This window comes from Streptomyces flaveolus (assembly GCF_044765825.1).
In the GTDB taxonomy this organism is placed as follows: domain Bacteria; phylum Actinomycetota; class Actinomycetes; order Streptomycetales; family Streptomycetaceae; genus Streptomyces; species Streptomyces flaveolus.
This window is the reverse complement of the sequence record NZ_JBIWKU010000015.1, coordinates 163172-185329: the sequence shown is the minus strand read 5'-3', so window position 1 is coordinate 185329 and position 22158 is coordinate 163172. Positions and strand designations below refer to the sequence as shown.

Here is a 22158-nt window from a genome sequence, read left to right as displayed (position 1 = left end):
GCGAGGCGGGGGCCAAGTCCGCTGCCCGGGGCGCGTGTCAGGATGGGCGGCGTGTCGCAGACCTCACTCAGCAGCCCACTCGTCGGTCGCGAGGACGAACTCGCGCGTCTCACCGGCGCGCTGGAGCGCTCCCGCGCCGGTGAGGCCCGTGCGGTGCTCGTCGCCGGGGACGCCGGGGTCGGCAAGACCCGGGTGCTGGACGAGGTCGCCGCACGGGCCACCGCGGCCGGAACGACCGTGCTCACCGGGCACTGCGTCGACCTGGGGGACGTCGGCCTGCCGTATCTGCCGTTCACCGAGATCCTCGGCGTACTGGCCGCCGACGAGCGGTTCGCCGCCGTGCCGGCCGCGCACCCGGTGGCCGAGCGGCTGCTCGGGGGCGGCCCGGAGGACGACGCCGGCGCCCCTCGGTCGCGGCTGCTGCTCTTCGAGGACGTGGCCGCCCTGCTGACCGACCTGGCGGACGTCGCCCCGCTGCTGCTGGTCCTGGAGGACCTGCACTGGGCCGACCAGTCCTCCCGGGACCTGCTGAGGTTCCTGCTCAGCCGGGGAGTGTTGCAGCACCACCGGATCGCGGTGTTCGCCTCCTACCGGGCGGACGACCTTCACCGCCGCCACCCGCTGCGGCCGCTGCTCGCCGAGCTGGTGCGGCTGCCCGCCGTGGAGCGACTGGAACTGCGCCCCCTGCCGGACGCGGACGTGGCCCGGCTGGTGCGCGCGCTGCGCGACCGGCCGCTGCCGGACACCACCGTGCACCGGATCGTCGAACGCGCCGAGGGCAACGCCTTCTACGCCGAGGAACTGGTCGCGGCCACGGACACGCCCGCCGGGGGCGTGCCCAGCGGTCTGGCCGACGTTCTGCTCATCCGGTTCGAGCAGCTGTCCGAGACCGCCCAGCAGGTGCTGCGCACCGCCGCCGTCGCCGGGCGCCGCGTGGGGCACGACCTGCTGCGGGACGCCGTGGGGCTGCCCGAGGAGGAGCTGGAGTCGGCGCTGCGCGAGGCCGTGGAGCGGCAGTTGCTCGTCTCCGGCGACGGGAACACGTACTCCTTCCGGCACGCGCTGGCGCGGGAGGCCGTCTACGCCGATCTCCTCTCGGGTGAACGGGCCCGGCTGCACGGCGCGTTCGCCCGGCTGCTCGCCGGGCCGGGCCGCCGGTCCGGCAGCGCCGCCGAGCGCGCCCACCACTACCGCGAGAGCCATGATCTGCCGGAGGCCCTGGCCGCCTCGCTGGAGGCCGCCGACCACGCCCAGCGCGTCGGCGCGCCGGCCGAGGAACTGCGGCACCTCGAGGCGGTCCTGGACCTGTGGTCGGCGGTCGACGCCCCCGCACGCCCCGCCGGCCCCGACGCGGTGACGCTGACGCTGCGCGCCTCCGCCGCCGCCGCGCACGCCGGGGAGCTGCACCGCGCGGTCTCCCTGACCCGGTCCGCGCTGGCGGGCCTCGGCCAGGACGCGGACCTGGAGCTGGCCGCCCGTGTCCGCTACACCCTCGCCGGAAACCTGCTGAGCGTCGACAACCTGTCGGCCGCCTACACCCACAGCAGCGAGGCGCTCGATCTGATCCCGGCCGACCCCCCGTCGTCGACGTGGGTGTGGGCCGCGGCAACGCATGTGACGACGGCCCGCCAGGTCGGCGAGAACGAGACCGCGCTGCGCGTCGCCCACCGGGCCCTGCGGGTCGCGGAGGACCTGGGGGTCCCCGACGCCCGCGCCGATCTGCTGATCTCCCTGACGGGTCTGGAGGGCGGCAACCGGGCCACCCCGGCGGGCCGGGAGCGGCTGCTGGAGGCCCGCGAACTGGCGCGGGGGGCGGGCAACGCGCCCGTGGAGCTGCGCGCGCTGTTCAACCTCGCCATCGGCAGCTTCGAGTCCGGTGACCTGGAGAAGTGCCTGCACTGGGCGTCGGAGGGACTGGACCGGGCCCGCCGCTCCGGGCTGCTGTCCTCGCCGTACCCGAGGGAGATGCGGTATCTGCGGCTGCTCGTGCGGTACACGCTGGGCCACTGGGACGAGGTGCTGCGCGAGTCCGCCGAGCAGGCCCGGGTGCGGCCGGCCGTGGGCGGTCACACCCTCGGTCCCGAGCTGTACGTGGCGCTGGCGCGGGGCGACTTCGGGGCGGCCGAGCGGGCCCGGGCCCTGCTGGAGGGACCTTTCGACTGGATGGCGCGGATGGTCGGCGGGCTCGTGCTGACCGACGCGGCGGCGCTGCGCGGGAACGCGGAGGAGGCCGTGCGGTGGATGCGGTCCAGCGTCGAGGAGCTCACCGAGGCCGGCACGCGGCCCGCCGTGACCGTCCGGCTCGCCACCCTGGCGCTGTCCGCGGTCGCCGACACCGTGGCCGAGCTGCGCCGGGCCGGGGACGAGGCGGGTGTGGCCCGCTGGACGGACACGGGGGCCGAACTGCTGGCCGAGGCCCGCTGGTCCGCCGAGCACGGCTTCGACGCCCTCCCCCAGGGCCCGGAGGGTCAGGCGTGGCTGGCGCGGGCGGAGGCCGAGTGGTCCCGGATCTCCACCGCCGCGCCGGACCCGGCGCCCTGGGAGCGGGCGGTGGCCGCCTTCGCGTACGGCGACCCCTACGAACGCGCGCGGTGCCGGCTGCGGCTGGCGGAGTCCCTGCTGGCGGCCGACCGCCGCGAGGAGGCGGCCGCCGAGGCCGACGCCGTACGCCGGGAGGCCGACCGGCTCGGTGCCACCCTGCTGCGCGAGCGGCTCGATGACCTGGCCCGCCGCGGCCGGCTCACGGATCCGGCGCCGTCCGCGGGAGCGGGTGCGGCGGTGCTGACGCCCCGCGAGCAGGACGTACTGCGCCTGCTCGCCCTCGGGCACAGCAACCGGCAGATCGGCGAGGAGCTGTTCATCAGCGCCAAGACGGCGAGCGTCCACGTCTCCAACATCCTCGCCAAGCTGGGTGCTTCGAGCCGTACCGAGGCGGTCGCGGTCGCCTACCGGCAGGGGCTGGTCGCACCGGAGCCGACCGCCTCGGGCTGACCTGGGCCGGGCGGCGGGAACCCCGGCCGGCCCAGGGACGTTGTCCGGGCACCCCCGACTCCCATGGCGGACCACGACACAGGGCGGCACAGGATGAGCGAGTTGGTCCCCGGCGGCAACATCCCCCTGCCGGGCGGCCCCGTGAGCGTGCGGGTGCCGGGCGGGTTCGACGTGTCCGCCCTCATCACGGACGACGGCGGCACAGTGAGCGGTGACGGCGACTTCGTCTTCTACAACCAGCCCGACGCTCCCGGCGCCCGGCTGCGGGACGACACGCTCACCGTCGATCCGCGGCGGCTGCGCGCCGGCGCCACCCGCGTGACGGTGGCCGTCAGCCCGGCCGTGCCCGGCACGCTCCTGAGCGACTCGCCCTCCCCCACCCTGGAGGTGGCCGACGCGGCCGGGCGGACGCTCGCCCGGTTCTCCCCGCCCCGCCCCCGCCAGGAGACCGTGCTGCTGCTCGCGGAGCTCTACCGGCGCGGCGACCGCTGGAAGCTGCGCGCCCTCGGCCAGGGGTACGCGGACGGACTGGCCGGTCTCGCCCGGGACTTCGGGGTGGAGGTCGTGGACGACGCCCAGGGCTCCGACGCGGGCACGCCGAGGCCCGTCGCCTCGGACGGCTTCCTCGACCTGGTCAACGCCGCCCGTGCGGCGGCCGGTTCCCGGCCCGTCTCGGCTGACGGACGCCTGGTCACCGCGGCCCGCTCGCACGCCGGTGCCATGGCCGCCGGGGGCGCGCTTAGCGTGGAGACCCGGGACGGCGTCTCCGTCCACCAGCGCGTCGTCCTGGCCGGATACGCGTATCTCACCGTCGGCGAGCACCTGGTCTCGGGTCCGCGCACGCCCGCGGAGTTCGTCGAGCACTGTCTGCGCACCGAGCGGTCCCGGCGCACCCTGCACGAGGCGGCCTTCACGCACGCGGGCTGGGGCTACGTCACCGGCGGGCCCTCGGGCGACACGTACTGGACGGCCCTGTGGGCGGTGCCGCTGACGCCGCAGGGCCTGGACCGCGCGACGGGCGAGGTCGTCGGCCTGACCAACCGGGAGCGGGTCCGGGCGGGCCTGCCCGAGCTGGCCGCCGACCCGCGGCTGACGACGGCCGCGCAGGCGCACAGCGCGGACATGGTGGCCCGGGACTTCTACTCGCACACCGACCCGGACGGCGGCAGGCCCTGGGACCGGGCCGCCGCCGCGGGCGCCACGCGGCGCACGGTCGGCGAGAACATAGCCTGCGGTCAGCGCTCTCCCGCCGATGTGGTGGAGGGGTGGATGAACAGCCCCGGGCACCGTGCCAACATCCTCGGGGCCGACTTCACGCACATCGGGGTCGGCCTGGCCGGCGGCGGCCGGGCGGGCATGTACTGGACCCAGCTCTTCGGCGGCTGACCGGCGTTTTTGGTCGAAACCGGCCACGGCGACGGGCGGTCCTGGCGGAACGCAACGCTCCGGGACAGGATGCCCGCATGAAGGGTGACCTCTTTTCCAGCGAGCACATGGTGCAGCCCGCCTCGGCGCCGGGCATGACCGTCGAGAACGCCAAGTGCGTCCGGTACGTGGTGAACGGCGAGATGCTCGCCCGCCAGGGTGCGATGATCGCCTACCGCGGCAGCCTCCAGTTCGAGCGCAAGGGCCAGGGCGTGGGCGGCATGCTCAAACGCGCGGTCACCGGGGAGGGACTGCCGCTGATGGCGGTGCGCGGACAGGGCGAGGCGTGGTTCGCGCACGAGGCGCAGAACTGCTTCATCGTGGAGGTCGAGCCGGGCGACGAGTTCACGGTCAACGGCCGCAACGTCCTGTGTTTCGACGCGTCGTTGTCGTACCGCATCGCCACCGTGAAGGGCTCCGGCATCGCCGGCGGCGGACTGTTCAACAGCGTCTTCACGGGCCACGGCAGGCTGGGCCTGGTGTGCGAGGGGAATCCGCTGGTCATACCCGTGTCGCCCCAGTACCCGGTGTACGTGGACACGGACGCGATCGTCGGCTGGTCCGCCGGGCTGGCGACCTCGCTGCACCGCTCGCAGTCCCTCGGCTCGATGCTGCGCGGGGGTTCCGGGGAGGCCGTGCAGCTGATGCTCCAGGGCGAGGGGTACGTCGTGGTGCGGCCGAGCGAGGCGACGCCGCAGAAGACCCAGCAGCACTGAATCCGGCCGGCCGCCACAACCGCGGGCCTCGACGGCCGTGCCCCGGAACCCTGTTGACCTGGGACGCGTCGCACGAAAGGCTGCGGGAGGGCGTGGATCACCACCCGCGCCGGAAGGATGACTGCCTTGATCGGGATCACGGAGATCGAAGCCGCGGCCGAACGGATCGCCGGCCATGTCGTACGCACCCCGACGGTGCCGAGCCCTGGACTGAGCGCGATGCTCGGGGCCCCGGTCACCGCCAAGCTGGAGCTGTTGCAGCGCACCGGGTCGTTCAAGGCGCGCGGCGCGACGGTGAAGCTGCTGTCGCTGACCGAGGCCGAGCGGGCCGCGGGTGTCGTGGCGGTCAGCGGCGGCAATCACGGCATCGCCGTGGCGGTGATGGCCGCCGCGCTCGATGTGAAGGCCACGGTGGTGATGCCGCGTACGGCACCCGCGCGTTCGGTGGAGACCGCCGAGGAGGCGGGCGCGGTGGTGCGGCTCACCGACGGCATGGACAGCGCCTTCGCGCTCGTGACGCGGTTGCGGGAGGAGGGGCTGACGCTGGTCCACCCGTTCGACGACCCCGTGGTGATCGCGGGGCAGGGCACCGTGGGGCTGGAGTTCGCGGAGGACGCCGGGGAGCTCACCGACGTGGTGGTGAGCATCGGCGGCGGTGGGCTGATCGCGGGCGTGGCGGCGGCGTTGCGGGCCCGTCGGCCGGACGTGCGGATCTGGGGCGTGGAGACGGCGGGCGCCGAGGCCATGTCCCGGGCCCTGGCGGCGGGCGGCCCGCTGCCGGTCCCGCTGTCGTCGGTCGTCACCACGCTCAGCGCCCCGTCCGTCTCGCAGTTGACGTACGACCATGTGTCCGCTCTGGTCACCGAGGTGCTCGTGGTGTCCGACCGGGAGGCGATCGAGGGGTCGTTCGCACTCGCCGAGCACGCCAAGGTGTGGACCGAGCCGGCCGCCGGCTGTCTGCTGCCCGCGGCCCGGCGGGTGGTGGAGCGGGTGGGCGACGGTGCCCGGATCGGCCTGGTGGTGTGCGGGGGCAACGCCACGACCGCCGACATGACGGCCTGGGCGGACCGCTTCGGGCTGCGCTGACTGCGATGTCCGCGCGGGACGCGCGGGAAAGTCGGGTGGTCGCCTCGCGCGTTCGTTGAACGCACCCCGGCCCGCTCACCGTACTCCTGGGCAAGCCGGGAGCCGGCGGTGCGAGCGAGGGAGGGCCATGGGCAGGGCGCACGTCTCCACACACGACCTGGTCGCCGGACGGTACCGCCTGCTCGAGGTCGTCCACCGGGAGACGAACCGCGTCTGCTGGTCCGGGGAGGACGCCGCGACGGGCCGCCCGTGCCTGGTGACGCAGGTCGGCCTCCCGGAGGAGCCCGCGGACGAGAGCGCCCGCCGGGCGACCGGCCGGGTCGTGCGGACCTGCGAGACGATGCGGCTGCTCTGCCCGGACCGGGTGGCCGCGGTGGTCGAGGCGGTCGTGGAGCACGGCGCCCTGTGGACGGTCACCGAGCGGGCCGGCGGCACGCCGCTCAGTGAACTCCTGGCCGAGCAGGGCGCCTTCAACTACGCACGGGCGGCACGCGTCGGACTGGAGCTGCTGGACGTGCTGGAGGCGGCGCACGGCCAGGGCGTCACGCACGGCGAGCTCAGCCCGGGGCAGGTGTTCGTGCGCGAGGAGGGCTCCGTCGTCGTCACCGGCTTCGGACTGGCCGGCGCCACCCTGGCGCCGCGGCTGACCGCTCCCTCGTACGCCGCTCCCGAGCAGGCCCGCGACGAACGGATCGGGCCCGCGGCCGACCTGTGGACGCTGGGCGCGATCCTCTACGCGATGGTGGAGGGCCGCCCGGCGTTCCGTGACCGGGGCAGCGCCGAGGCCACGCTGAAGGGCGTGGACCGGCTGCCGCTGCGCACCCCGGTGCGGGCCGGTCCGCTCACCCAGGTGGTACAGGGGCTCCTGCGCAGGAACTCCCGGGAGCGGCTGAGCCGCCAGGTCGTCCGCGCGGCCCTCACCCGGGTGCTGTCGGAGGATCCCGGGGCGGCGGCGCCCCCGGTCCCCCGGCCCCGGCTGCGTGGCGCACGCGCCGCCGCCTGCCGTGCCGGGCGCCGGTGGAGCCGGACGACGCTCGCCGGTACCGCGCTGGCCGCGGTCACGGTCACGGTCGCCGTCCTGGCCGTCACCCACGCACTGCCCGGCACGGGCGGGGACACCGGCGCGCCGCCGCGCCCCTCGTCCCCCGCCGCACCGCCCGCCGGCGGCACCGCGCCCTCCTCCCCCGCTCCCCCGCCGAGCGCGACACCGTCCCCGTCGGAGCCGGGCGCCGCCGTCCCCGCGGGGTTCCGCCGCTACGAGGCACCGGAGGGCTTCTCCGTGGCCCTGCCCGAGGACTGGGGGCGGCTGGACACCTCGCGCGTGCCGGGCGGGGCGTACCGGGTCGTCTTCGGGGCGTCCGGTGATCCGCGCACCCTCGCGGTCACCTACAGCGAGCGCGCGGGAGCGGACCCCGTGGCGGTCTGGCGCGACGACGTCGAACCCGGCCTGGAGCGGTCGGGCGGGTACCGGCGGGTCGGCGGGATCCGCGCGACGACGTACCGGGGCCGCGAGGCGGCCGACATGGAGTGGCTCGCCGAGAACGACGGCGTCCGGGTACGCACGTTCGGGCGTGGTTTCCTCCTGGGTGGCGGGCGCAGCTTCTCGCTGCGCTGGACGACCCCGGCCGCCGACTGGGACGACGCCGCGAACGAGCGGGCGCTCACCGCCTTCCTCGCGACGTTCCGGGAGGATGCCGGCTGACCGGGGAAGGCCCGTGTCCCGAGACGCGTCCGTTTTCGCTCCGCACGGACGGGGACTCGCCCCGTATGGTGCAAATCGGATACACGATGATGACCGAGCAGGCCGGTCCCCGTGAGCTCGTCGACCACGTGGTGCGGGCCGAGCAGGTGGGCTTCGACTTCTCGGTGACCTCGGACCACTACTTCCCGTGGCTGCGCTCGCAGGGCCACGCGCCGTACGCGTGGAGCGTGCTGGGCGCCGCGGCGCAGGCGACGTCCCGCATCCCGCTGATGACGTACGTGACGTGTCCGACGTTCCGCTACCACCCGGCGGTCGTGGCGCAGAAGGCGGCGACGCTCGCGCTGCTGTCCGAGGGCCGGTTCCGGCTGGGGCTGGGCTCGGGCGAGAACCTCAACGAGCACGTGGTGGGCGGCGGCTGGCCGTCCGTCGACGTGCGCCACGAGATGTTCCAGGAGGCCGTGGAGATCATCAAGGCGCTCTTCGAGGGCGGTCACGTCAACCACCACGGCACGCACTTCGACGTCGAGTCGGCCCGGCTGTGGGATCTGCCGGACAGCCCGCCGCCCATCGGTGTCGCCGTCTCCGGGGAGCGCTCCTGCAAGCTGGCGGGCGAACTCGCCGACCTGGTGATCGCCACCGAGCCCAAGGCGGACCTGGTGGAGGCGTTCGACCGGCACGGCGGCCGGGGCAAGCCGCGCGTCGGCCAGCTGCCGGTCTGCTACGACCCGGACCGGGACGCGGCGATCGAGCGCGCCCACTCCCAGTTCCGCTGGTTCGGCAGCGGCTGGAAGGTCAACTCCGAGCTGCCGCATCCGGATTCGTTCGACGCGGCGACCCAGTTCGTCAGGCCGGAGGACGTCGCGGAGTCGATCCCCTGCGGCGACGACCCCGACGCCTTCGTCGAGGCCGTGCGCCCGTACGCGGAGGCCGGGTTCACCGAGATCGCCCTGGTGCAGATCGGCGGCGAGTCCCAGCCGGCGTTCCTGGACTGGTCGGAGAAGACCCTCCTGCCGGCGCTGCGCGACGCCCTGGGCTCCTGACGACGCGGAGCGCACGAGCCAGGGAATCACCCGCTTGACGGAGCATCTTGCGGAGGATCGGGGTACTAGAGGGCCCTACGTCTGTTCTCCCGGAGGCCCCCGCCGTGAATTCCCTCGTGCACAAGACCCTGGTCGTGCAGCTCCAGACGGGCGACACCGACCGCTTCCCGGTGCTCGCACACCTGAGCTACGACCCGGCGGACCCGTTCGCGCTCACCGTGGTGTTCAGCCACGACGGCCGTGTGCTGGCCCGCTGGACGCTCGACCGGGAGATGGTGGGCGACGGACTCGCCCGCCCGGTCGGCGTGGGCGACGTGCGGCTGCGGCCCGAGTCGCGGGGCATGTGGGAGGAGCTGCGGATGGAGTTCCTCGGCGACTACCGGCCCGACGGGGAGCGTCATCGCGCCGTGGTCTTCGTGTGGGCGACAGCGGTGGCCGCGTTCCTGCGCGAGACCCACGCGGCGGTCCGGCCGGGCGACGAAGAGGTGCACGTCGACGACTTCCTGGCGGAGCTCATGGCCGACGGCTGAGCGGACGCCGGCGCACCGCCACGGCGCGGCTCCCCGGGAGGGGCCGCGCCGTCAGCGTGAGCTGTGGCGGTACCGGGTCCACAGGGGTATCCCGAACCAGCACAGCAGGTACCACAGGACCACTCCGGTGACCAGGTAGGGCACGAAGCCGTCATGGGTCGCCACGCGCAGGATCAGCAGGAGCGAGGAGGTCGTGGTGGCGAGCAGCAGCATCAGGCCGAGCAGGGTCAGCCGGGAGGCCCACCGCACCGCCTGCGGTTTCACCCGCCGCCCGGAGACGAGGCGGTGCAGGGACACCGGCCCGATCAGGGCGCCGGTCGTCACGGCCCCGAGGACGACCGTCACCAGGTAGATCGTCCGGTTGGCGTCCGACAGGCCGTCGTACTTCGGGGTGAACACGACGGTGAGCAGGAAGCCGAAGAGGATCTGCACACCCATCTGCGCGACGCGGACCTCCTGGATCAGCTCCGTCCACATCCGGTCCGCGCGCTCCTCCTCGGTCTCGTCGCGCCCCCGCCGCCGGCCCGAGTCGCCCGTCGTGTCCGCATGCGTGTCCGTCACTGTTCCTCCCGTTGCCGCCGCCTGGATCCTCTTCCCTCTTCCCGGGTTCCCCGCGGTCAGACGCCGTGTCGGAGGCGGCGCCCGGTTTGGGCGGTCGGGGGGCGGTTACACGGGCGGGACCCACACCGAGGCACAGGAGGTTGGCGAAACATGTCCGACACTCAGCTCACCGTGACACTCAGCGGTGGCGGCATCGACGACGCGCGGGCGGTGGTCCGCGCCCTGGAGGGCGCCTTCGGGGCGCCCGACGACCTGCCGGGCGACGAGCGGGCGACGGTCCGCACCGCGACCTTCAGCTCGCCGCCCTCCCCGGAGGCGGACCCGGCGCCACGAGAGGCGGGTGCCGGACTGTCGGCGCCCGTGACGGTCACCGTGCAGGGCAGCCCGCAGGCCGTCGAGGCCGCGAGCAGGACGCTGACCGGCGCCTTCTCGACGCGGGACGAGGGCGCCTCCTCCGGCGACCAGGAGCGGGAACGGCAGCTGCTCCTGGTGCCGTGAGAGGTGGTGCCGAGTGCCGCCGCGCGGCGGCCGGAGCGGGCTACCAGCGGCCCTCGACCTGCTCCTTGATCCGGCGGTCGTAGAGGTCGCGGATCGCCGTGAGCGTGTCCTCGGTCAGCTCCGGCAGCCGCGCGGCGTCCGTGTTGGCGCGGGCCTGTTCGGGCGAACGCGCGCCGGGGATCACGGTGGTCACGCCGGGCTGCTGGACGATCCAGCGCAGCGCCAGCTGGGCCGGCGTGTATCCCTCGGGGGCGAGGGCGGCGAACTCGGCGGCGGCCTCCACACCGGTGGCGAAGTCGACGCCGGAGAAGGTCTCGCCCTGGTCGAACGCCTCGCCGTGGCGGTTGAAGCTGCGGTGGTCGTTCGCGGCGAAGACCGTGTCCTTGGTGTACTTGCCGGACAGCAGGCCGGAGGCGAGCGGCACCCGGGCGATGATGCCGACGCCGGCCTCCCGGGCGGCCGGCAGGACCTCGCGCAGGGGCTTCATGCGGAACGGGTTGAGGATGATCTGCACGCTCGCCACGTTCGGCCGGGCGATGGCGGTCAGTGCCTCCTCGCAGGTCTCGACGCTGACGCCGTACGCCTTGACGCGCTCCTCCTCGACGAGGGTGTCCAGGGCGTCGAACACCTCGTCCGAGGAGTAGACCGGGGTCGGCGGGCAGTGCAGCTGCACCAGGTCGAGGACGTCGACGCCGAGGTTGCGCCGGGAACGGTCGTTCCAGTCCCGGAAGTTGTCGAGGACGTAGTTCTGCGGGATCTGCTCGACGCGCCGGCCCATCTTCGTGGCGACCAGCACGTGCAGATCCGGCCTGCTGCGCAGGAAGGTCGCGATGGTCTCCTCGCTGCGGCCGTCGCCGTAGACGTCGGCGGTGTCGAAGAAGGTGACGCCCGATTCGGCGGCCGCCTCCAGTACCGCGAGGGCTTCCTTGTCGTCGACGTCTCCCCAGTCGGCACCCAGTTGCCACGTGCCGAGGCCGATCACCGACGCGTGCTGGTCCGACCTGTCGAAAGTGCGCTCGTCCATGCCGCCAGTCTGTCATCCGCGGCCGCTCGCGACCGCGCCGGGACGGCGGGTCCCGCGGTGGGGGTGATTCGCCGGGCGGCCGTCGGGTACCCGCGCGGCTCCGTCCGACGAACCGAAGGAGGAGAGACAGCGTGTCGCAGGTCGAGCAGTCCATCGAGGTCGGCGTTCCGGTCCGCACCGCCTACAACCAGTGGACGCAGTTCGAGTCGTTCCCCGAGTTCATGAACGGGGTGGAGCGCATCGAACAGCGCGGTGACACCCTCACGCACTGGGTGACGAGCGTGGACGGCGTCCACCGGGAGTTCGACGCGGAGATCACCGAGCAGATCCCGGACGAGCGGGTCGCGTGGACCACGGTGTCCGGCGAGACCCGGCAGGCCGGTGCGGTCACCTTCCACCGCCTGGACGACGACCGCACCAAGGTGATGCTCCGGATGGAGTTCCAGCCGGAAGGCGTCACCGAGAAGGTCGGTGACAAGCTCGGGGTCGTGCAGCGGCAGACCAAGGGCGACCTGGAGCGGTTCAAGCGGTTCATCGAGGCGCGCGGCCGGGAGACCGGCGGCTGGCGCGGCACCGTCGCCTGACCCCCGCGACCGGGAAGGGCTATCCGGCCGCCGCCGTGCGGCACTCCGGGTGACCCCAGCCCTGGTCGTTCTTGGCGATGGACTCCCCTGCGGCGTACGAACGGCCGCACACGCAGCGCCCGGGGAACTTCGCCTTGATGGTGCGCGCGGAGGCACCGCCGCTCTTGCGGGCCGTTCCCGGTCCGCGGCGCGGTGCCTTCCTCGCCGCCGGGACGTCCGGTGCGGGCGGCGGCTCGGGCGAACCGAGGCCGCTGCCCGCGGGCTCCTGGACGGTGGCCGCCTGGCTCGCGGCACGGTCGGCGAAGTCGTTGAGCCTGTCGCCGTCGACCTGGTGGGCGGGCACGTAGCGGAACTCGACCGAGCGGCCGTCGAGCAGCTCGTCGATGCGGACGACCAGCTCCTGGTTGGCGACCGGCTTGCCGGCGGCGGTCTTCCAGCCGTTGCGCTTCCAGCCGGGCAGCCAGGTGGTGACGGCCTTCATCGCGTACTGGGAGTCCATGCGGACCTCCAGCGGCACATCCGGGTCGGTCGACGCCAGCAGGCGCTCCAGCGCGGTGAGTTCGGCGACGTTGTTGGTGGCCCGGCCGAGCGGACCCGCCTCCCAGCGGGCCGGCACCTCCGACGCGTCGGCCACCACCCAGGCCCAGCCCGCCGGGCCCGGGTTTCCCTTCGAAGCCCCGTCGCACGCGGCCACCACACGTTCACGCATGGCCCCGATCATGCCATGGTCCGGCCGGGTGCCCGGACGGCCCTCAGGAGACGGGCTTGAGGTTCGGCATCTCCCCCTCGGTCTTCGTGATGTCGATCACGGAGAAGCTCGCGCCCTGCGGGTCGCTGAGCGCCGCGAAGCGGCCGAACGGGGTGTCCATGGGGCCGAAGCGCAGGACACCGCCGAGCTTGGTGGCGCGGGCCACGGCGTCGTCGCAGTCGGCGACGGTGAAGTAGACGTTGATGTAGGGCGCCACCTCGGGCGGGAACTCTTCCGTCATCCGCATCCGGCCCAGGACGGGGCGGTCGCCCAGGTCGAAGAGGCGGAAGTCCACGTGCTCGTCCTCCATCTGCTTCGCCCCGTAGGAGAAGACGGCGGGGAAGAACGCGTCCGACTTGTCGGGTTCGCGGGTGAAGACCTCGGCCCAGCAGTACGCTCCGGGTTCGGCCATCGCCTCGAAGCCCTCGTGGGTGCCGGCCTGCCAGACGCCGAACACGACGCCGCTCGGGTCGCGGGCCAGGCACATGGTGCCGAAGTCACCGACCTGCATCGGCTCCATCAGCAGCTCGCCGCCGGCCTCGCGGATACGCCCCGCGGTCGCCGCGGCGTCCGGGGAGGCGAAGTAGAGGCACCACTGGGACTGGTCCTCCTGGCCGGGCGGCGGCGGGACAACCGCGGCGACCGCCTTGCCGTTCGCGTAGCACTGGGTGTAATTGCCGTACTCCGACGACGACTCGCCGAAGGTCCAGCCGAGGACGTCGCCGTAGAAGCTCTTGGCCCCTTCGACGTCACTGAACATCGCGTCGGCCCAACAAGGGGCTCCCTCGGGTTGCACGGCCATGACTGCCGCCTCCGCATTGCTGGATGTGCCGGATGGTTGTGGTGGTGGGGACGGAGTGAGAGGTCCGTTTCCTCACGCTAGTCATCTCGGCCCGGCCCCGCGCGCCGAGCGCCGCGGTCCTTGGCCGGGCCGGATGCGGGCCGCCGTGCCCGGGCACGGCGGCGGGGCCTCACTGTCCCGCGTACGCCTTCTCCAGCTCGGCGATGTCGAGCTTGCCCATCGACATCATCGCCTTGAAGGCACGCGCGGCCCTGGCCGGGTCCTCGTCGCGGAACATCTCCTCGATCCGGGCGGGCACGACCTGCCACGACACGCCGAACCGGTCCTTGAGCCAGCCGCAGGGTCCGGGCTCGCCGCCGCCCTCGACGAGCTTGGCCCAGTAGTGGTCGACCTCCTCCTGGCTCTCGCACATGACCTGGAAGGAGACGGCCTCGTTGAAGGTGAACTGGGGCCCGCCGTTGAGGGCGACGAACCTCTGGCCGTTGGCCGTGAAGTCGACGGTCAGGACGGTGCCGGCGGTGCCGGGCGCGCCCTCGGGACAGTGGGTGACGGCGCCGAGGGCCGAGTTCTTGAAGACGGAGACGTAGAACTCGGCGGCCTCCTCCGCCTGGCCGTCGAACCAGAGACACGTGGTGAATCCGTCGGTGGTCATGAATACCTCCCGGGCGCGGGTGTGGAACGCGGTCACCACTGTCGACCGGCGCGGGCCCCGGAACTCATCGGTCGTCGCGCCGAATGTTTCCGCGACGCCCCCCCGCCGGCCGTGTGCGCGCTCTGCTCACGGCGAATCTGCCGCGGGCAGAGAAATCCCCGCGGGGGCCGGCCCCGGGCCGAGAGTGGAGGAACCGCGGCGCACCAGCCGCTCACGACGTCCTCGACGACCCGACCACTCGGTACATCGCCACATCGACACATCGACAAGGAGCGCCGATGTCTCCATTCACCACCGGCCCCGCGCCGGCCACGCTGCCCCGCGCGGAGGAGGGCGACACCCCTGCCACCCGGTTCGACGACCATCTGGCCGCGCAACTGCTCGCACAGCGCATCGTGCTGCTGGGCACACAGGTCGACGAGGTCTCCGCCAACCGGGTCTGCGCACAGTTGCTGATCCTCTCGGCGGAGGACCCGCGCACCGACATCAGCCTGTACATCAACAGCCCCGGCGGCTCGGTGCACGCGGGGCTCGCCATCTACGACACGATGCGGCTGATCCCCAACGACGTGGCGACGCTCGCCATGGGGTTCGCCGCCAGCATGGGGCAGTTCCTGCTCAGCGTCGGCACGGCGGGCAAGCGGTACGCCCTGCCGAACGCGCGGGTCATGATGCACCAGCCGTCGGCGGGCATCGGCGGCACCACCGCCGACATCGAGATCCAGGCGGACAACCTGGAGTTCACCAAGCGGACCATCGAGCGGATCACCGCCGAGCACACCGGCCAGAGCCCGGAGACGATCTCCCGGGACGGCGACCGCGACCGCTGGTTCACGGCCGAGGAGGCCAGGGAGTACGGCATGGTCGACCGGGTGGTGGAGTCCCTCGCGGACGTCCGCCCGGCCGCTTCGCGACGCAGGATGGGGTTGCAGTGATGGGGAGCTACACGATTCCGAACGTCGTCGAGCGCACCCCGCAGGGCGAGCGGTCGTACGACGTGTTCAGCCGGCTGCTGTCGGAGCGGATCATCTTCCTGGGCACCGAGATCGACGACGGCGTGGCCAACGTCGTCATCGCGCAGCTCCTGCATCTGGAGTCGTCGGCCCCGGAGAGCGAGATCGCGATCTACATCAACTCCCCCGGCGGCTCGTTCACGTCGCTGATGGCGATCTACGACACGATGACGTTCGTCCAGGCGCCGATCTCGACGTTCTGCGTCGGGCAGGCGGCCTCCACGGCGGCCGTGCTGCTGGCCGGCGGGGACGCGGGGCGCCGGTTCGTGCTGGAGCACTCGCGGGTGCTGCTCGGGCAGCCGGCCAGCGGCGGACGGCAGGGCACGGTCTCCGATCTGGCCCTGCAGGCCAAGGAGATGGTACGGATCCGCTCCCAGGTCGAGGAGGTGCTGGCCCGGCACACGCGGCACGACCCGGCGACGCTGCGCGCGGACATGGACCGCGACAAGGTGTTCACCGCCGAGGAGGCCGTGGCCTACGGGCTGGCCGACGAGGTGCTCAGCCGACGCCTCGTGAGGGTGTGAGCGGTGCGGGTGTGAGACGTGGGCCCGGTGCCCCACGACGACCGTGACGTCGTGGGGCACCGGGCCGGACGGCGGAACACCCCGTCAGGCGGCCAGGCACATCCCGTCGTACCGGGCGCCGGAGGCACCGCGGCCGTGACCCGCGCCGGTGTGCCGCGCGGTGAGGCGGATCAGCTCGCCCTGGGCCCGCGCCAACAGGTCGCCCAGGCCCATGCCGAGGGCGCCCGCGGCGGCGGCGAGGACCTCCGACGACGCCTCCTTGCGGCCGCGTTCCACCTCCGACAGATACGGCATCGAGATGCGCGCGGTCTCCGCGACGTCCTTCAGGGTGCGTTCCTGGGCCAGGCGTTCACGCCGCAGGACGTCGCCGACCAGATCGCGCCACAGGGGCTCTCTGACGGCGGGACGGTCCTCCGGGCGCGCGGCCGGCGGGCGCAGGGGAATGACGCGGGCTTCGTTCGGCACGTGGCTGGTCACGCGTACAGCCTAGGAGTCCGGCGGCCGGGGGGAAGGGCACGGCATTCCGCCCACAGGAAAATCCGCCGGACAACGGCCTCCGCGGCAGGCGCGCCCGGGTGCCGCCCGCCGCTGACCGGCCTAGTCTGGAAGCAGACACAGCACCCCGCGACGACGCCGCGGTCACCGCATTCGCGCCACCCGTGAAACCGGGTGGCATGGACGGGCGCGGCCCGGGTACCCGCCAACGGTAAGAATCTGGGGAGACGCCCAAACCGTGACGTTCGTGGGAGAGGTAATGGAGACCGCCGTGATCCGGCCGGAAGCGCAGGTCGTCGGGAAGACCACCGAGAGCGGGACGGACGACGGGTCACTGCCGGGTGTCGTGGACCCGCGCACCGTGGCCCCGCGTGACGCACGGCAGCTGTCCCGTCAGTTCTTCCAGCGCCTGACGGAGCTCGAAGAGGGCACGCACGAGTACCAGTACGCGCGCAACACGCTCATCGAGATGAACATGTCGCTCGTGCGGTTCGCCGCCGGCCGGTTCCGCGGCCGTGGCGACGACATGGAGGACATCGTCCAGACCGGGATGATCGGTCTGATCAAGGCCATCGACCGGTTCGAGCTGTCCCGCGAGGTCGAGTTCACCTCCTTCGCGCTGCCGTACATCGTCGGTGAGATCAAGCGGTTCTTCCGCGACACCACCTGGGCGGTGCACGTGCCGCGGCGGCTCCAGGAGCTGCGCGTGGAGCTGGCCAAGGCCCGCGAGGAGCTGTCCAGCCGGCTGGACCGTGAGCCCACCGTCGCCGAGCTCGCCACACTGATGAACATCAGCGAGCGAGAGGTGGTCGAGGGCCAGATCGCGTCCAACGGCTACAACTCCTCCTCGCTGGACGCCGCGCTGACCGGGGACGGCCCCGAGGGCGGCGAGTCGGTGCTGGCCGACTTCATCGGTGTGGAGGAGGACGGGCTGCGGCTCGTCGAGGACTTCCATTCGCTCGCCCCGCTGATGGCCGAGCTCAGCGAGCGCGACCGGCAGATCATCCACATGCGGTTCGTGGAGGAGGCCACCCAGGCGGAGATCGGCGAACAGCTCGGCTGCTCGCAGATGCACGTGTCCCGGCTGATCAAGCGGATCATCGCCCGGCTGCGCGAGGGCATGCTGGGCGAGCTGGGCTGCGCCTGACACCGACGACGACACCACCCCGGGGTTGCTCGCAGCCCCGGGGTGCTTCGTTTCTCTCGATCGAGGTGTTCTTCGAGGTGCTCTGATGTGCCGGTGGGTCGGCGCGCCGGTCACTCCTCGGTGAGGCGCACCACCGCGCTCACCCGCTTGCCCACCGGCACCCGCTCGACGACGACCGCCTCGGCGAGGGCGTGGACGATCTCGAGTCCGTGCCGGCCGACGCGTTCGGGGTCACGGGGGAAACGCCGGGGCACGGCGCCGCTGCTGTCGTAGACGGTCACCGTCACGGAGGCGTCCGTACCCTCCAGCTCCAGGATGTACGGCCCCTGGCTGTGCCGGTCGGCGTTGGTGACCAGTTCGCTCACCACCAGGAGCACCGCGCCGTCGGCCCGCCGGCCGATCGTGGCGCACCACTCGGTCCTGAGCTGGTCGAGGAAGACCGAGGCGAGGTGACGCGCCTCCGCGATGCACCCGGGCTCGCCGGTGTAGTGGGCCGCGCGCCTCAGCGGTTCCACGGGTACGTCGAAGCCAGTCGGTATCACTGCCCCGTCCAGGTATTCGGTCATGCGTTTCTCTCTCGGAAGCCGGACTGGCCGGACGCTACTGCACGAGTCCTCGTACCCCGGGTTCGGCGTCGCAGTCCACCTCTCCTCGCAGTGCGGGAATCGTCACAGTCACCCGGGGAACCCGGAGATTACGGGAAGGGTGTGCGATGAACGAATTGATGGGCGCGCGCAGTCTCACCACCCGGCCGGTGGTCACCCTGGGCGGGGACGCCATCGCCCATGTCAAGGACACCGTCTTCGACGCCGCGGCCGGGCGGATCACGGGTTTCACGCTGAGCGGCCGGGGCCTGTCCGGGCCGATGAAGGAGGGGCTTCCGTGGTCGGCGGTGTACGCGCTCGGCCACGACGCGGTGATGGTCCGCGACCGGCGGGGTCTGGTCAGCACGGCGCTGCTGATGGTGCACCAGGAGACGCTGCGCGCCCGGCTGCTGGGGGCGAGCGTACTGACGGACGCGGGCACCGAGGTCGGCACCGTGCTCGACGTCGTGGTGGAGGGCGGCACCGGCGGGCGGGTCGTCGGCTTCCGGGTGGCGGCGAGCAAACGGTTCGCGCCGGGCCCGCCCCGTCACCGGCGCAAGGTGTACGTGGCGCGGGGAGAGACGCTGACGGTCGCCGGCCGGGCGCTCGTCCTTCCCGTGGACGCCGTGCGGCACGTGGCCGACGACCTGTCGGGCTTCACGGCCCTGGTCGGCGGTGTGCCCGGCAGCCGGCGGGGCGCGCTGTCGTGATGCTGTTCACCGAGGTGCGGGGGCTTCCCGTGCTGAGCCGGGACGGGGGCCGGAAGCTGGGTGTCGTGACGTCCCTGACGGTCGACGCCGCCTCCGGCGTGGTCAGCCACCTGCGGTTCCGCACCGGCCGTCTGCGCGGGGAGACGGTGCTGGCCTGGGAGGCGGTGCGGTCGCTCGGCCCGGGGGCCGTGCGGGTCGGTCCGGTGACCGCGCCGGACGTGGTGCCGCCGGGTCACGACCTGCTGGGCCGACGGGTGCTGACCGAGGCGGGCGTCGAGCACGGCACGGTGCTGGACGTGGCGTTCGATCCGCGGAGCGCCCGCGTCCTGGCGCTGTTCACCACGCGGGGCGAGCTGTCGGCCGGCCGCATGATGGGCCTCGGCGACCACGCGCTCGTCGTCCGGGCGGGCTGAGCCGGGAAGCGGGGCGGCCGGGCGCGGCCGACGCGGACGGCCCCGCCGGGAGGGCGCGGCGCGCGGGTGCCTCTTAGCGTGGCTGCGTGAGTGCGCGAACCCCCTCCGGTCCGGCAGTGGCCCGTCACGGCTGGGCGCAGGCCCTCGCCACGGTGCTGGCCGGGCTGGCCGCCATGGGAGCCGTGGCCGCGTTCGGGCTGTGGGCGGCGGGCGCGACGGACCTGCCCGACAACGCCTTCCCCCGGGTCGTCACGGCGACGGTCGTCGCCGCCGTGGGTGGTTCGCTGGAGCTGTCCGGGGACGCCGGGGGGCTCGCGGGCACCGACGCGGGGCTGACCGTGATGCCGCTGTCCGTCACGCTGGCCGGGGCGCTGGTGATCGCCGCGGGGTTCCTGCGGCCGCTGCGTCACCGGGCGGTCGCCGGTGCCGGGGAGCTGGCCGGCTGGGCCGGCCGCATCGCCGTGCTGTGGCTGCTCGCCCTCCTGGGACTGGCGTTCGCCTCGCGGCAGACCTTCGAGGTGTCGCTCGGTGAGGGGGTGCTCGACGACCTCGGTGACCTGTTCGGCATCACCCCGCGGATCGGCTTCACCACGGACGTGCCGCTGACCGTGCTGTTCGGACTGCTGTGGCTGGCGGGTGTGCTGGTCCTGGCCCTGCTGGTGTCGCGGGGGGCGCCGCTGCCGGGGCGCCTGCTGCGCTTCCAGGCGTCGGTGCGGCCGGTGGCGTACGCGATGGTGGCGCTGCTGCTCGCGTACGTCGTCGTCGGTGTCGTCATCGGCCTGGTCGTCGCCGGTACCCGGGGGCATCCGGCGGATACCTTCGCCGTGCTGCTGCTCGGTCTGCCGAACCTTGCGTGGCCGGCGCTCACCATCGGCCTCGGCGCCACCTGGAACGGGCGGGTGGAGGGACCCTTCGGGCTGCCGATGCCGCGGGTGCTCGACGAGGTGCTGCGCACTCCGGACGTCTCCACGGTGAATCTGGGCACGCTCACCGAGCGGGACGGGCGGATGTGGTGGCTCCTGGTCGCGGCCGTGGTGCTGCTCCTGGCCGCCGGGTGTCTGGCGGCGGCCCGCTCCCCGGCCGGGACGCCGGCCTGGCGGCACGCGGTGCACCTGGCGGTCGCGCTGGCGCTCACGGTGCTCATGATCTGCGCGGTGGGCCGGCTCTCCGCGTACTACGGCCTGTCGGTGCTCGGCATCGGCGACCTGGGCGGAGGACTGTCCGGTCGGTTGTTCCTGCGTCCGCGGCTGTGGGGCGCGGTCGGCCTCGCCCTGCTGTGGGGCCTGGTCGCCGGTTTCCTCGGCGCGCTGCTCGCGCGAGGGGTGCGCGCCAGGGGCGGCGCGGCCCGGGCGGGCTCGGTCTAGGGTCCCGCTGCCGCACGCGGCGCCGGCTCAGGCGACGGGGACGACCAGCGGCGGGGCGGCCCGCTGCATGCGCAGCGCGTCGACGGACTCGGCCAGCAGTTCGTACTCGGTGGTGTCGTCGCTGGTGGCGATGCGCACCAGGCGCCCCGCGGCCAGCTCGTCGGCGACCAGCTCCTGCTGGACGACGTCCGCGCACCAGCGGCGCAGGACACGCGGTACGTCGGGAGCGTCGTCGGCGACGGGGGTCAGGGCGCCGCGCGGTAAGTGCGGGGAGTCGGGCTGCGGGTCGAGGCGCGTCGCGATCCAGGACGCGCGGTCGCGCAGCCACCACAGGGCGAGGGCGAGCGTGGGAGCCCGGTAGGTGCCCAGGGGTACGCCGACGCGCCGGCCGTCGCAGACGCCGTAGGCGGTGACATGGCACAGGAACTCGTCGTGCACTGCTCCCCTCCCCCCGTCGCCCGGTTCGCCTGCCGGTCGGGCATGACGTCCGTGCGGCTCGTGTGCGGTGCGTGAGGACGCTGTCGCATGGTGTGAGACGCCCTAGAGGTGAGTATGTTCACTGCTGAACCACTGTCACCATGAATTTCCGGCCAGTCTCCTGGCATATTCACGGCGGCTGTTGGCCGAAACGTGACGAGCGGCCGGGGCCTGCGTCATGACCCCCGAGGTAATCGACGGCTCCGGCCGGCCGCGGGCATGGTTGCGGTACCGGGTCGCCGAGCCGGCATCCGGTCCCTGACCAGCACGTACCCCTCGATGGAGGCTGATTCGCCATGTCTGCACCCACTCACCGTCACGAGGACGCCGTCGCCCGCTACTTCGAGGCCTGGAACGCCGGGCCGGACGCCCTCGCCAAGGCCGTCGCCGCGGCCTGGACGGCGGACGGCGGCTACACCGACCCCCTCGCCGACGTGCGCGGCCACGAGCAGATCGCCGCGGTGATCACGGCGGCCCACGAGCAGTTCCCGGGATTCGTCTTCCGGCTGTCCGGCGCCGTCGACGGGCACCACGACACGGCCCGCTTCTCCTGGGAGCTGGTGAACGGGGCCGACGGCTCGGCGCCCGTGGCCGGGTCCGACGTGATCACGCTGGACGGCGAGGGGCGGATCCGGGCCGTGTACGGCTTCCTGGACCGGGTGCCCGCGGGGGCGTGAGGCCACGCCGTCCGCGACGAGTTCCGCGGCTGCCGGGGGTCTACCGGGAAACGGGGCGCCGGGCCCCCGGGAGCGGAGGAACCATGTCCACGAACCAGGAGCTGGACGAGGAATTCACGGCCGTCTTGCGCAAGAGCCCCGACAAGGGCGCCCGGACGTATCTCGTCCGGCCGGAGTCCGCCGAGTTCTTCGGCACCCGCGCTCCGGTCGAGGTCCGCGGCACGGTCGACGGGCACGCCGTCCGCGGCTCCTTCATGGCGCTGGGCGACGGCACGCACAAGCCGCCGGTGACGGCGGACATCCGCCGGGCCGTCGGCAAGGAGGAGGGCGACACGGTCACGGTCCGGCCGGCGGAACGGCTCGGAACGTGACCGTGGGGCCCGGCCGCCCTGGGC

At 73.4% G+C, this 22158-nt stretch carries 25 protein-coding genes; 17 read left to right on the top strand and 8 right to left on the bottom strand.

All coding sequences use genetic code 11. From position 1 onward, the window contains the following. The first annotated feature begins 42 nt into the window (after nucleotides 1-42). The 7 genes from ACIRG6_RS34250 to ACIRG6_RS34220 all read left to right on the top strand — a co-directional run bounded on the left by ACIRG6_RS34250 (nucleotide 43) and on the right by ACIRG6_RS34220 (nucleotide 9490). Entirely contained in the window at nucleotides 43-2991 is a 2949-nt protein-coding gene (locus ACIRG6_RS34250; protein WP_403325584.1) for a helix-turn-helix transcriptional regulator, read from the top strand. A 93-nt stretch (nucleotides 2992-3084) separates the two neighbouring features. Continuing rightward, nucleotides 3085-4377, top strand: coding sequence for a CAP domain-containing protein (locus ACIRG6_RS34245; RefSeq protein WP_403325582.1), 1293 nt, complete (start codon nucleotides 3085-3087; stop codon nucleotides 4375-4377). A 77-nt stretch (nucleotides 4378-4454) separates the two neighbouring features. After that, nucleotides 4455-5132, top strand: a complete 678-nt coding sequence (locus ACIRG6_RS34240; protein ID WP_364681702.1) for an AIM24 family protein — start codon at nucleotides 4455-4457, stop codon at nucleotides 5130-5132. 126 nt (nucleotides 5133-5258) lie between these two features. Continuing rightward, nucleotides 5259-6218, top strand: coding sequence for a threonine/serine dehydratase (locus tag ACIRG6_RS34235; protein ID WP_403325579.1), 960 nt, complete (start codon nucleotides 5259-5261; stop codon nucleotides 6216-6218). A 127-nt stretch (nucleotides 6219-6345) separates the two neighbouring features. Next, nucleotides 6346-7920 (top strand): serine/threonine protein kinase, encoded by a 1575-nt coding sequence (locus ACIRG6_RS34230; protein WP_403325576.1) that lies wholly within the window; start codon nucleotides 6346-6348, stop codon nucleotides 7918-7920. Between the two features lie 65 nt (nucleotides 7921-7985). After that, the gene (locus ACIRG6_RS34225; protein WP_318217193.1) at nucleotides 7986-8960 is read left to right on the top strand and encodes an LLM class F420-dependent oxidoreductase; all 975 of its coding nucleotides are present in this window, start codon (nucleotides 7986-7988) and stop codon (nucleotides 8958-8960) included. A gap of 104 nt (nucleotides 8961-9064) precedes the next feature. Beyond that, nucleotides 9065-9490: an SsgA family sporulation/cell division regulator gene (locus ACIRG6_RS34220; protein ID WP_364681708.1), complete on the top strand. Its 426-nt coding sequence runs from the start codon at nucleotides 9065-9067 to the stop codon at nucleotides 9488-9490. Between the two features lie 51 nt (nucleotides 9491-9541). Here ACIRG6_RS34220 and ACIRG6_RS34215 read toward each other — a convergent pair whose 3' ends face one another. After that, the gene (locus tag ACIRG6_RS34215) at nucleotides 9542-9967 is read right to left on the bottom strand and encodes a DUF6328 family protein (protein WP_364681831.1); all 426 of its coding nucleotides are present in this window, start codon (nucleotides 9965-9967) and stop codon (nucleotides 9542-9544) included. Nucleotides 9968-10201: 234 nt separating this feature from the next. On the opposite strand from ACIRG6_RS34215, the gene ACIRG6_RS34210 reads away from it, so the two are divergent. Next, entirely contained in the window at nucleotides 10202-10549 is a 348-nt protein-coding gene (locus tag ACIRG6_RS34210) for a hypothetical protein (RefSeq protein WP_189233387.1), read from the top strand. 40 nt (nucleotides 10550-10589) lie between these two features. On the opposite strand, the gene ACIRG6_RS34205 is transcribed toward ACIRG6_RS34210, so the two are convergent. Continuing rightward, nucleotides 10590-11573, bottom strand: a complete 984-nt coding sequence (locus ACIRG6_RS34205; protein WP_318217195.1) for an aldo/keto reductase — start codon at nucleotides 11571-11573, stop codon at nucleotides 10590-10592. A gap of 131 nt (nucleotides 11574-11704) precedes the next feature. Here ACIRG6_RS34205 and ACIRG6_RS34200 point away from each other — a divergent pair, with 131 nt between their 5' ends. Next, nucleotides 11705-12157 (top strand): SRPBCC family protein, encoded by a 453-nt coding sequence (locus tag ACIRG6_RS34200; RefSeq protein ID WP_364681711.1) that lies wholly within the window; start codon nucleotides 11705-11707, stop codon nucleotides 12155-12157. Nucleotides 12158-12176: 19 nt separating this feature from the next. Here ACIRG6_RS34200 and ACIRG6_RS34195 read toward each other — a convergent pair whose 3' ends face one another. The 3 genes from ACIRG6_RS34195 to ACIRG6_RS34185 form a co-directional block, all read right to left on the bottom strand. Next, entirely contained in the window at nucleotides 12177-12878 is a 702-nt protein-coding gene (locus ACIRG6_RS34195) for a ribonuclease H family protein (RefSeq protein WP_189233390.1), read from the bottom strand. A 31-nt stretch (nucleotides 12879-12909) separates the two neighbouring features. After that, the gene (locus tag ACIRG6_RS34190; protein ID WP_364681715.1) at nucleotides 12910-13707 is read right to left on the bottom strand and encodes a VOC family protein; all 798 of its coding nucleotides are present in this window, start codon (nucleotides 13705-13707) and stop codon (nucleotides 12910-12912) included. Between the two features lie 169 nt (nucleotides 13708-13876). Continuing rightward, complete coding sequence (locus ACIRG6_RS34185; protein WP_403325570.1) at nucleotides 13877-14359, bottom strand: VOC family protein; 483 nt, start codon at nucleotides 14357-14359, stop codon at nucleotides 13877-13879. Between the two features lie 278 nt (nucleotides 14360-14637). On the opposite strand from ACIRG6_RS34185, the gene ACIRG6_RS34180 reads away from it, so the two are divergent. Then, nucleotides 14638-15294 (top strand): ATP-dependent Clp protease proteolytic subunit, encoded by a 657-nt coding sequence (locus ACIRG6_RS34180; protein WP_239767367.1) that lies wholly within the window; start codon nucleotides 14638-14640, stop codon nucleotides 15292-15294. After that, the gene (locus ACIRG6_RS34175) at nucleotides 15294-15896 is read left to right on the top strand and encodes a ClpP family protease (protein WP_189233394.1); all 603 of its coding nucleotides are present in this window, start codon (nucleotides 15294-15296) and stop codon (nucleotides 15894-15896) included. The genes ACIRG6_RS34180 and ACIRG6_RS34175 overlap by 1 nt, the downstream gene beginning before the upstream one ends. 84 nt (nucleotides 15897-15980) lie before the next feature. On the opposite strand, the gene ACIRG6_RS34170 is transcribed toward ACIRG6_RS34175, so the two are convergent. Next, nucleotides 15981-16373 carry a helix-turn-helix domain-containing protein gene (locus ACIRG6_RS34170; protein ID WP_308299264.1) on the bottom strand — a complete coding sequence of 131 codons (393 nt, stop codon included), beginning with the start codon at nucleotides 16371-16373 and terminating at the stop codon, nucleotides 15981-15983. A gap of 277 nt (nucleotides 16374-16650) precedes the next feature. On the opposite strand from ACIRG6_RS34170, the gene ACIRG6_RS34165 reads away from it, so the two are divergent. Beyond that, nucleotides 16651-17538: an RNA polymerase sigma factor SigF gene (locus tag ACIRG6_RS34165; protein ID WP_350721391.1), complete on the top strand. Its 888-nt coding sequence runs from the start codon at nucleotides 16651-16653 to the stop codon at nucleotides 17536-17538. Between the two features lie 110 nt (nucleotides 17539-17648). Here the strand turns inward: ACIRG6_RS34165 and ACIRG6_RS34160 are convergent, their stop codons facing one another. Then, nucleotides 17649-18104 carry an ATP-binding protein gene (locus ACIRG6_RS34160; protein WP_350721365.1) on the bottom strand — a complete coding sequence of 152 codons (456 nt, stop codon included), beginning with the start codon at nucleotides 18102-18104 and terminating at the stop codon, nucleotides 17649-17651. A 146-nt stretch (nucleotides 18105-18250) separates the two neighbouring features. On the opposite strand from ACIRG6_RS34160, the gene ACIRG6_RS34155 reads away from it, so the two are divergent. The 3 genes from ACIRG6_RS34155 to ACIRG6_RS34145 all read left to right on the top strand — a co-directional run bounded on the left by ACIRG6_RS34155 (nucleotide 18251) and on the right by ACIRG6_RS34145 (nucleotide 20609). Then, nucleotides 18251-18832 carry a PRC-barrel domain-containing protein gene (locus tag ACIRG6_RS34155; protein WP_403325566.1) on the top strand — a complete coding sequence of 194 codons (582 nt, stop codon included), beginning with the start codon at nucleotides 18251-18253 and terminating at the stop codon, nucleotides 18830-18832. Beyond that, the gene (locus tag ACIRG6_RS34150; protein WP_403325563.1) at nucleotides 18829-19245 is read left to right on the top strand and encodes a PRC-barrel domain-containing protein; all 417 of its coding nucleotides are present in this window, start codon (nucleotides 18829-18831) and stop codon (nucleotides 19243-19245) included. Before ACIRG6_RS34155 ends, ACIRG6_RS34150 begins: the two co-directional genes overlap by 4 nt. Before the next feature lie 86 nt (nucleotides 19246-19331). Continuing rightward, complete coding sequence (locus ACIRG6_RS34145; protein WP_403325560.1) at nucleotides 19332-20609, top strand: streptophobe family protein; 1278 nt, start codon at nucleotides 19332-19334, stop codon at nucleotides 20607-20609. A gap of 27 nt (nucleotides 20610-20636) precedes the next feature. Here ACIRG6_RS34145 and ACIRG6_RS34140 read toward each other — a convergent pair whose 3' ends face one another. Next, entirely contained in the window at nucleotides 20637-21047 is a 411-nt protein-coding gene (locus ACIRG6_RS34140; protein WP_239767355.1) for a hypothetical protein, read from the bottom strand. A gap of 335 nt (nucleotides 21048-21382) precedes the next feature. Here ACIRG6_RS34140 and ACIRG6_RS34135 point away from each other — a divergent pair, with 335 nt between their 5' ends. Together ACIRG6_RS34135 and ACIRG6_RS34130 are read left to right on the top strand one after the other, a co-directional pair. Continuing rightward, nucleotides 21383-21763: a nuclear transport factor 2 family protein gene (locus tag ACIRG6_RS34135; RefSeq protein ID WP_239767353.1), complete on the top strand. Its 381-nt coding sequence runs from the start codon at nucleotides 21383-21385 to the stop codon at nucleotides 21761-21763. An 83-nt stretch (nucleotides 21764-21846) separates the two neighbouring features. Next, entirely contained in the window at nucleotides 21847-22134 is a 288-nt protein-coding gene (locus tag ACIRG6_RS34130; RefSeq protein ID WP_403325556.1) for a DUF1905 domain-containing protein, read from the top strand. The last annotated feature ends 24 nt before the right edge of the window (nucleotides 22135-22158 follow it).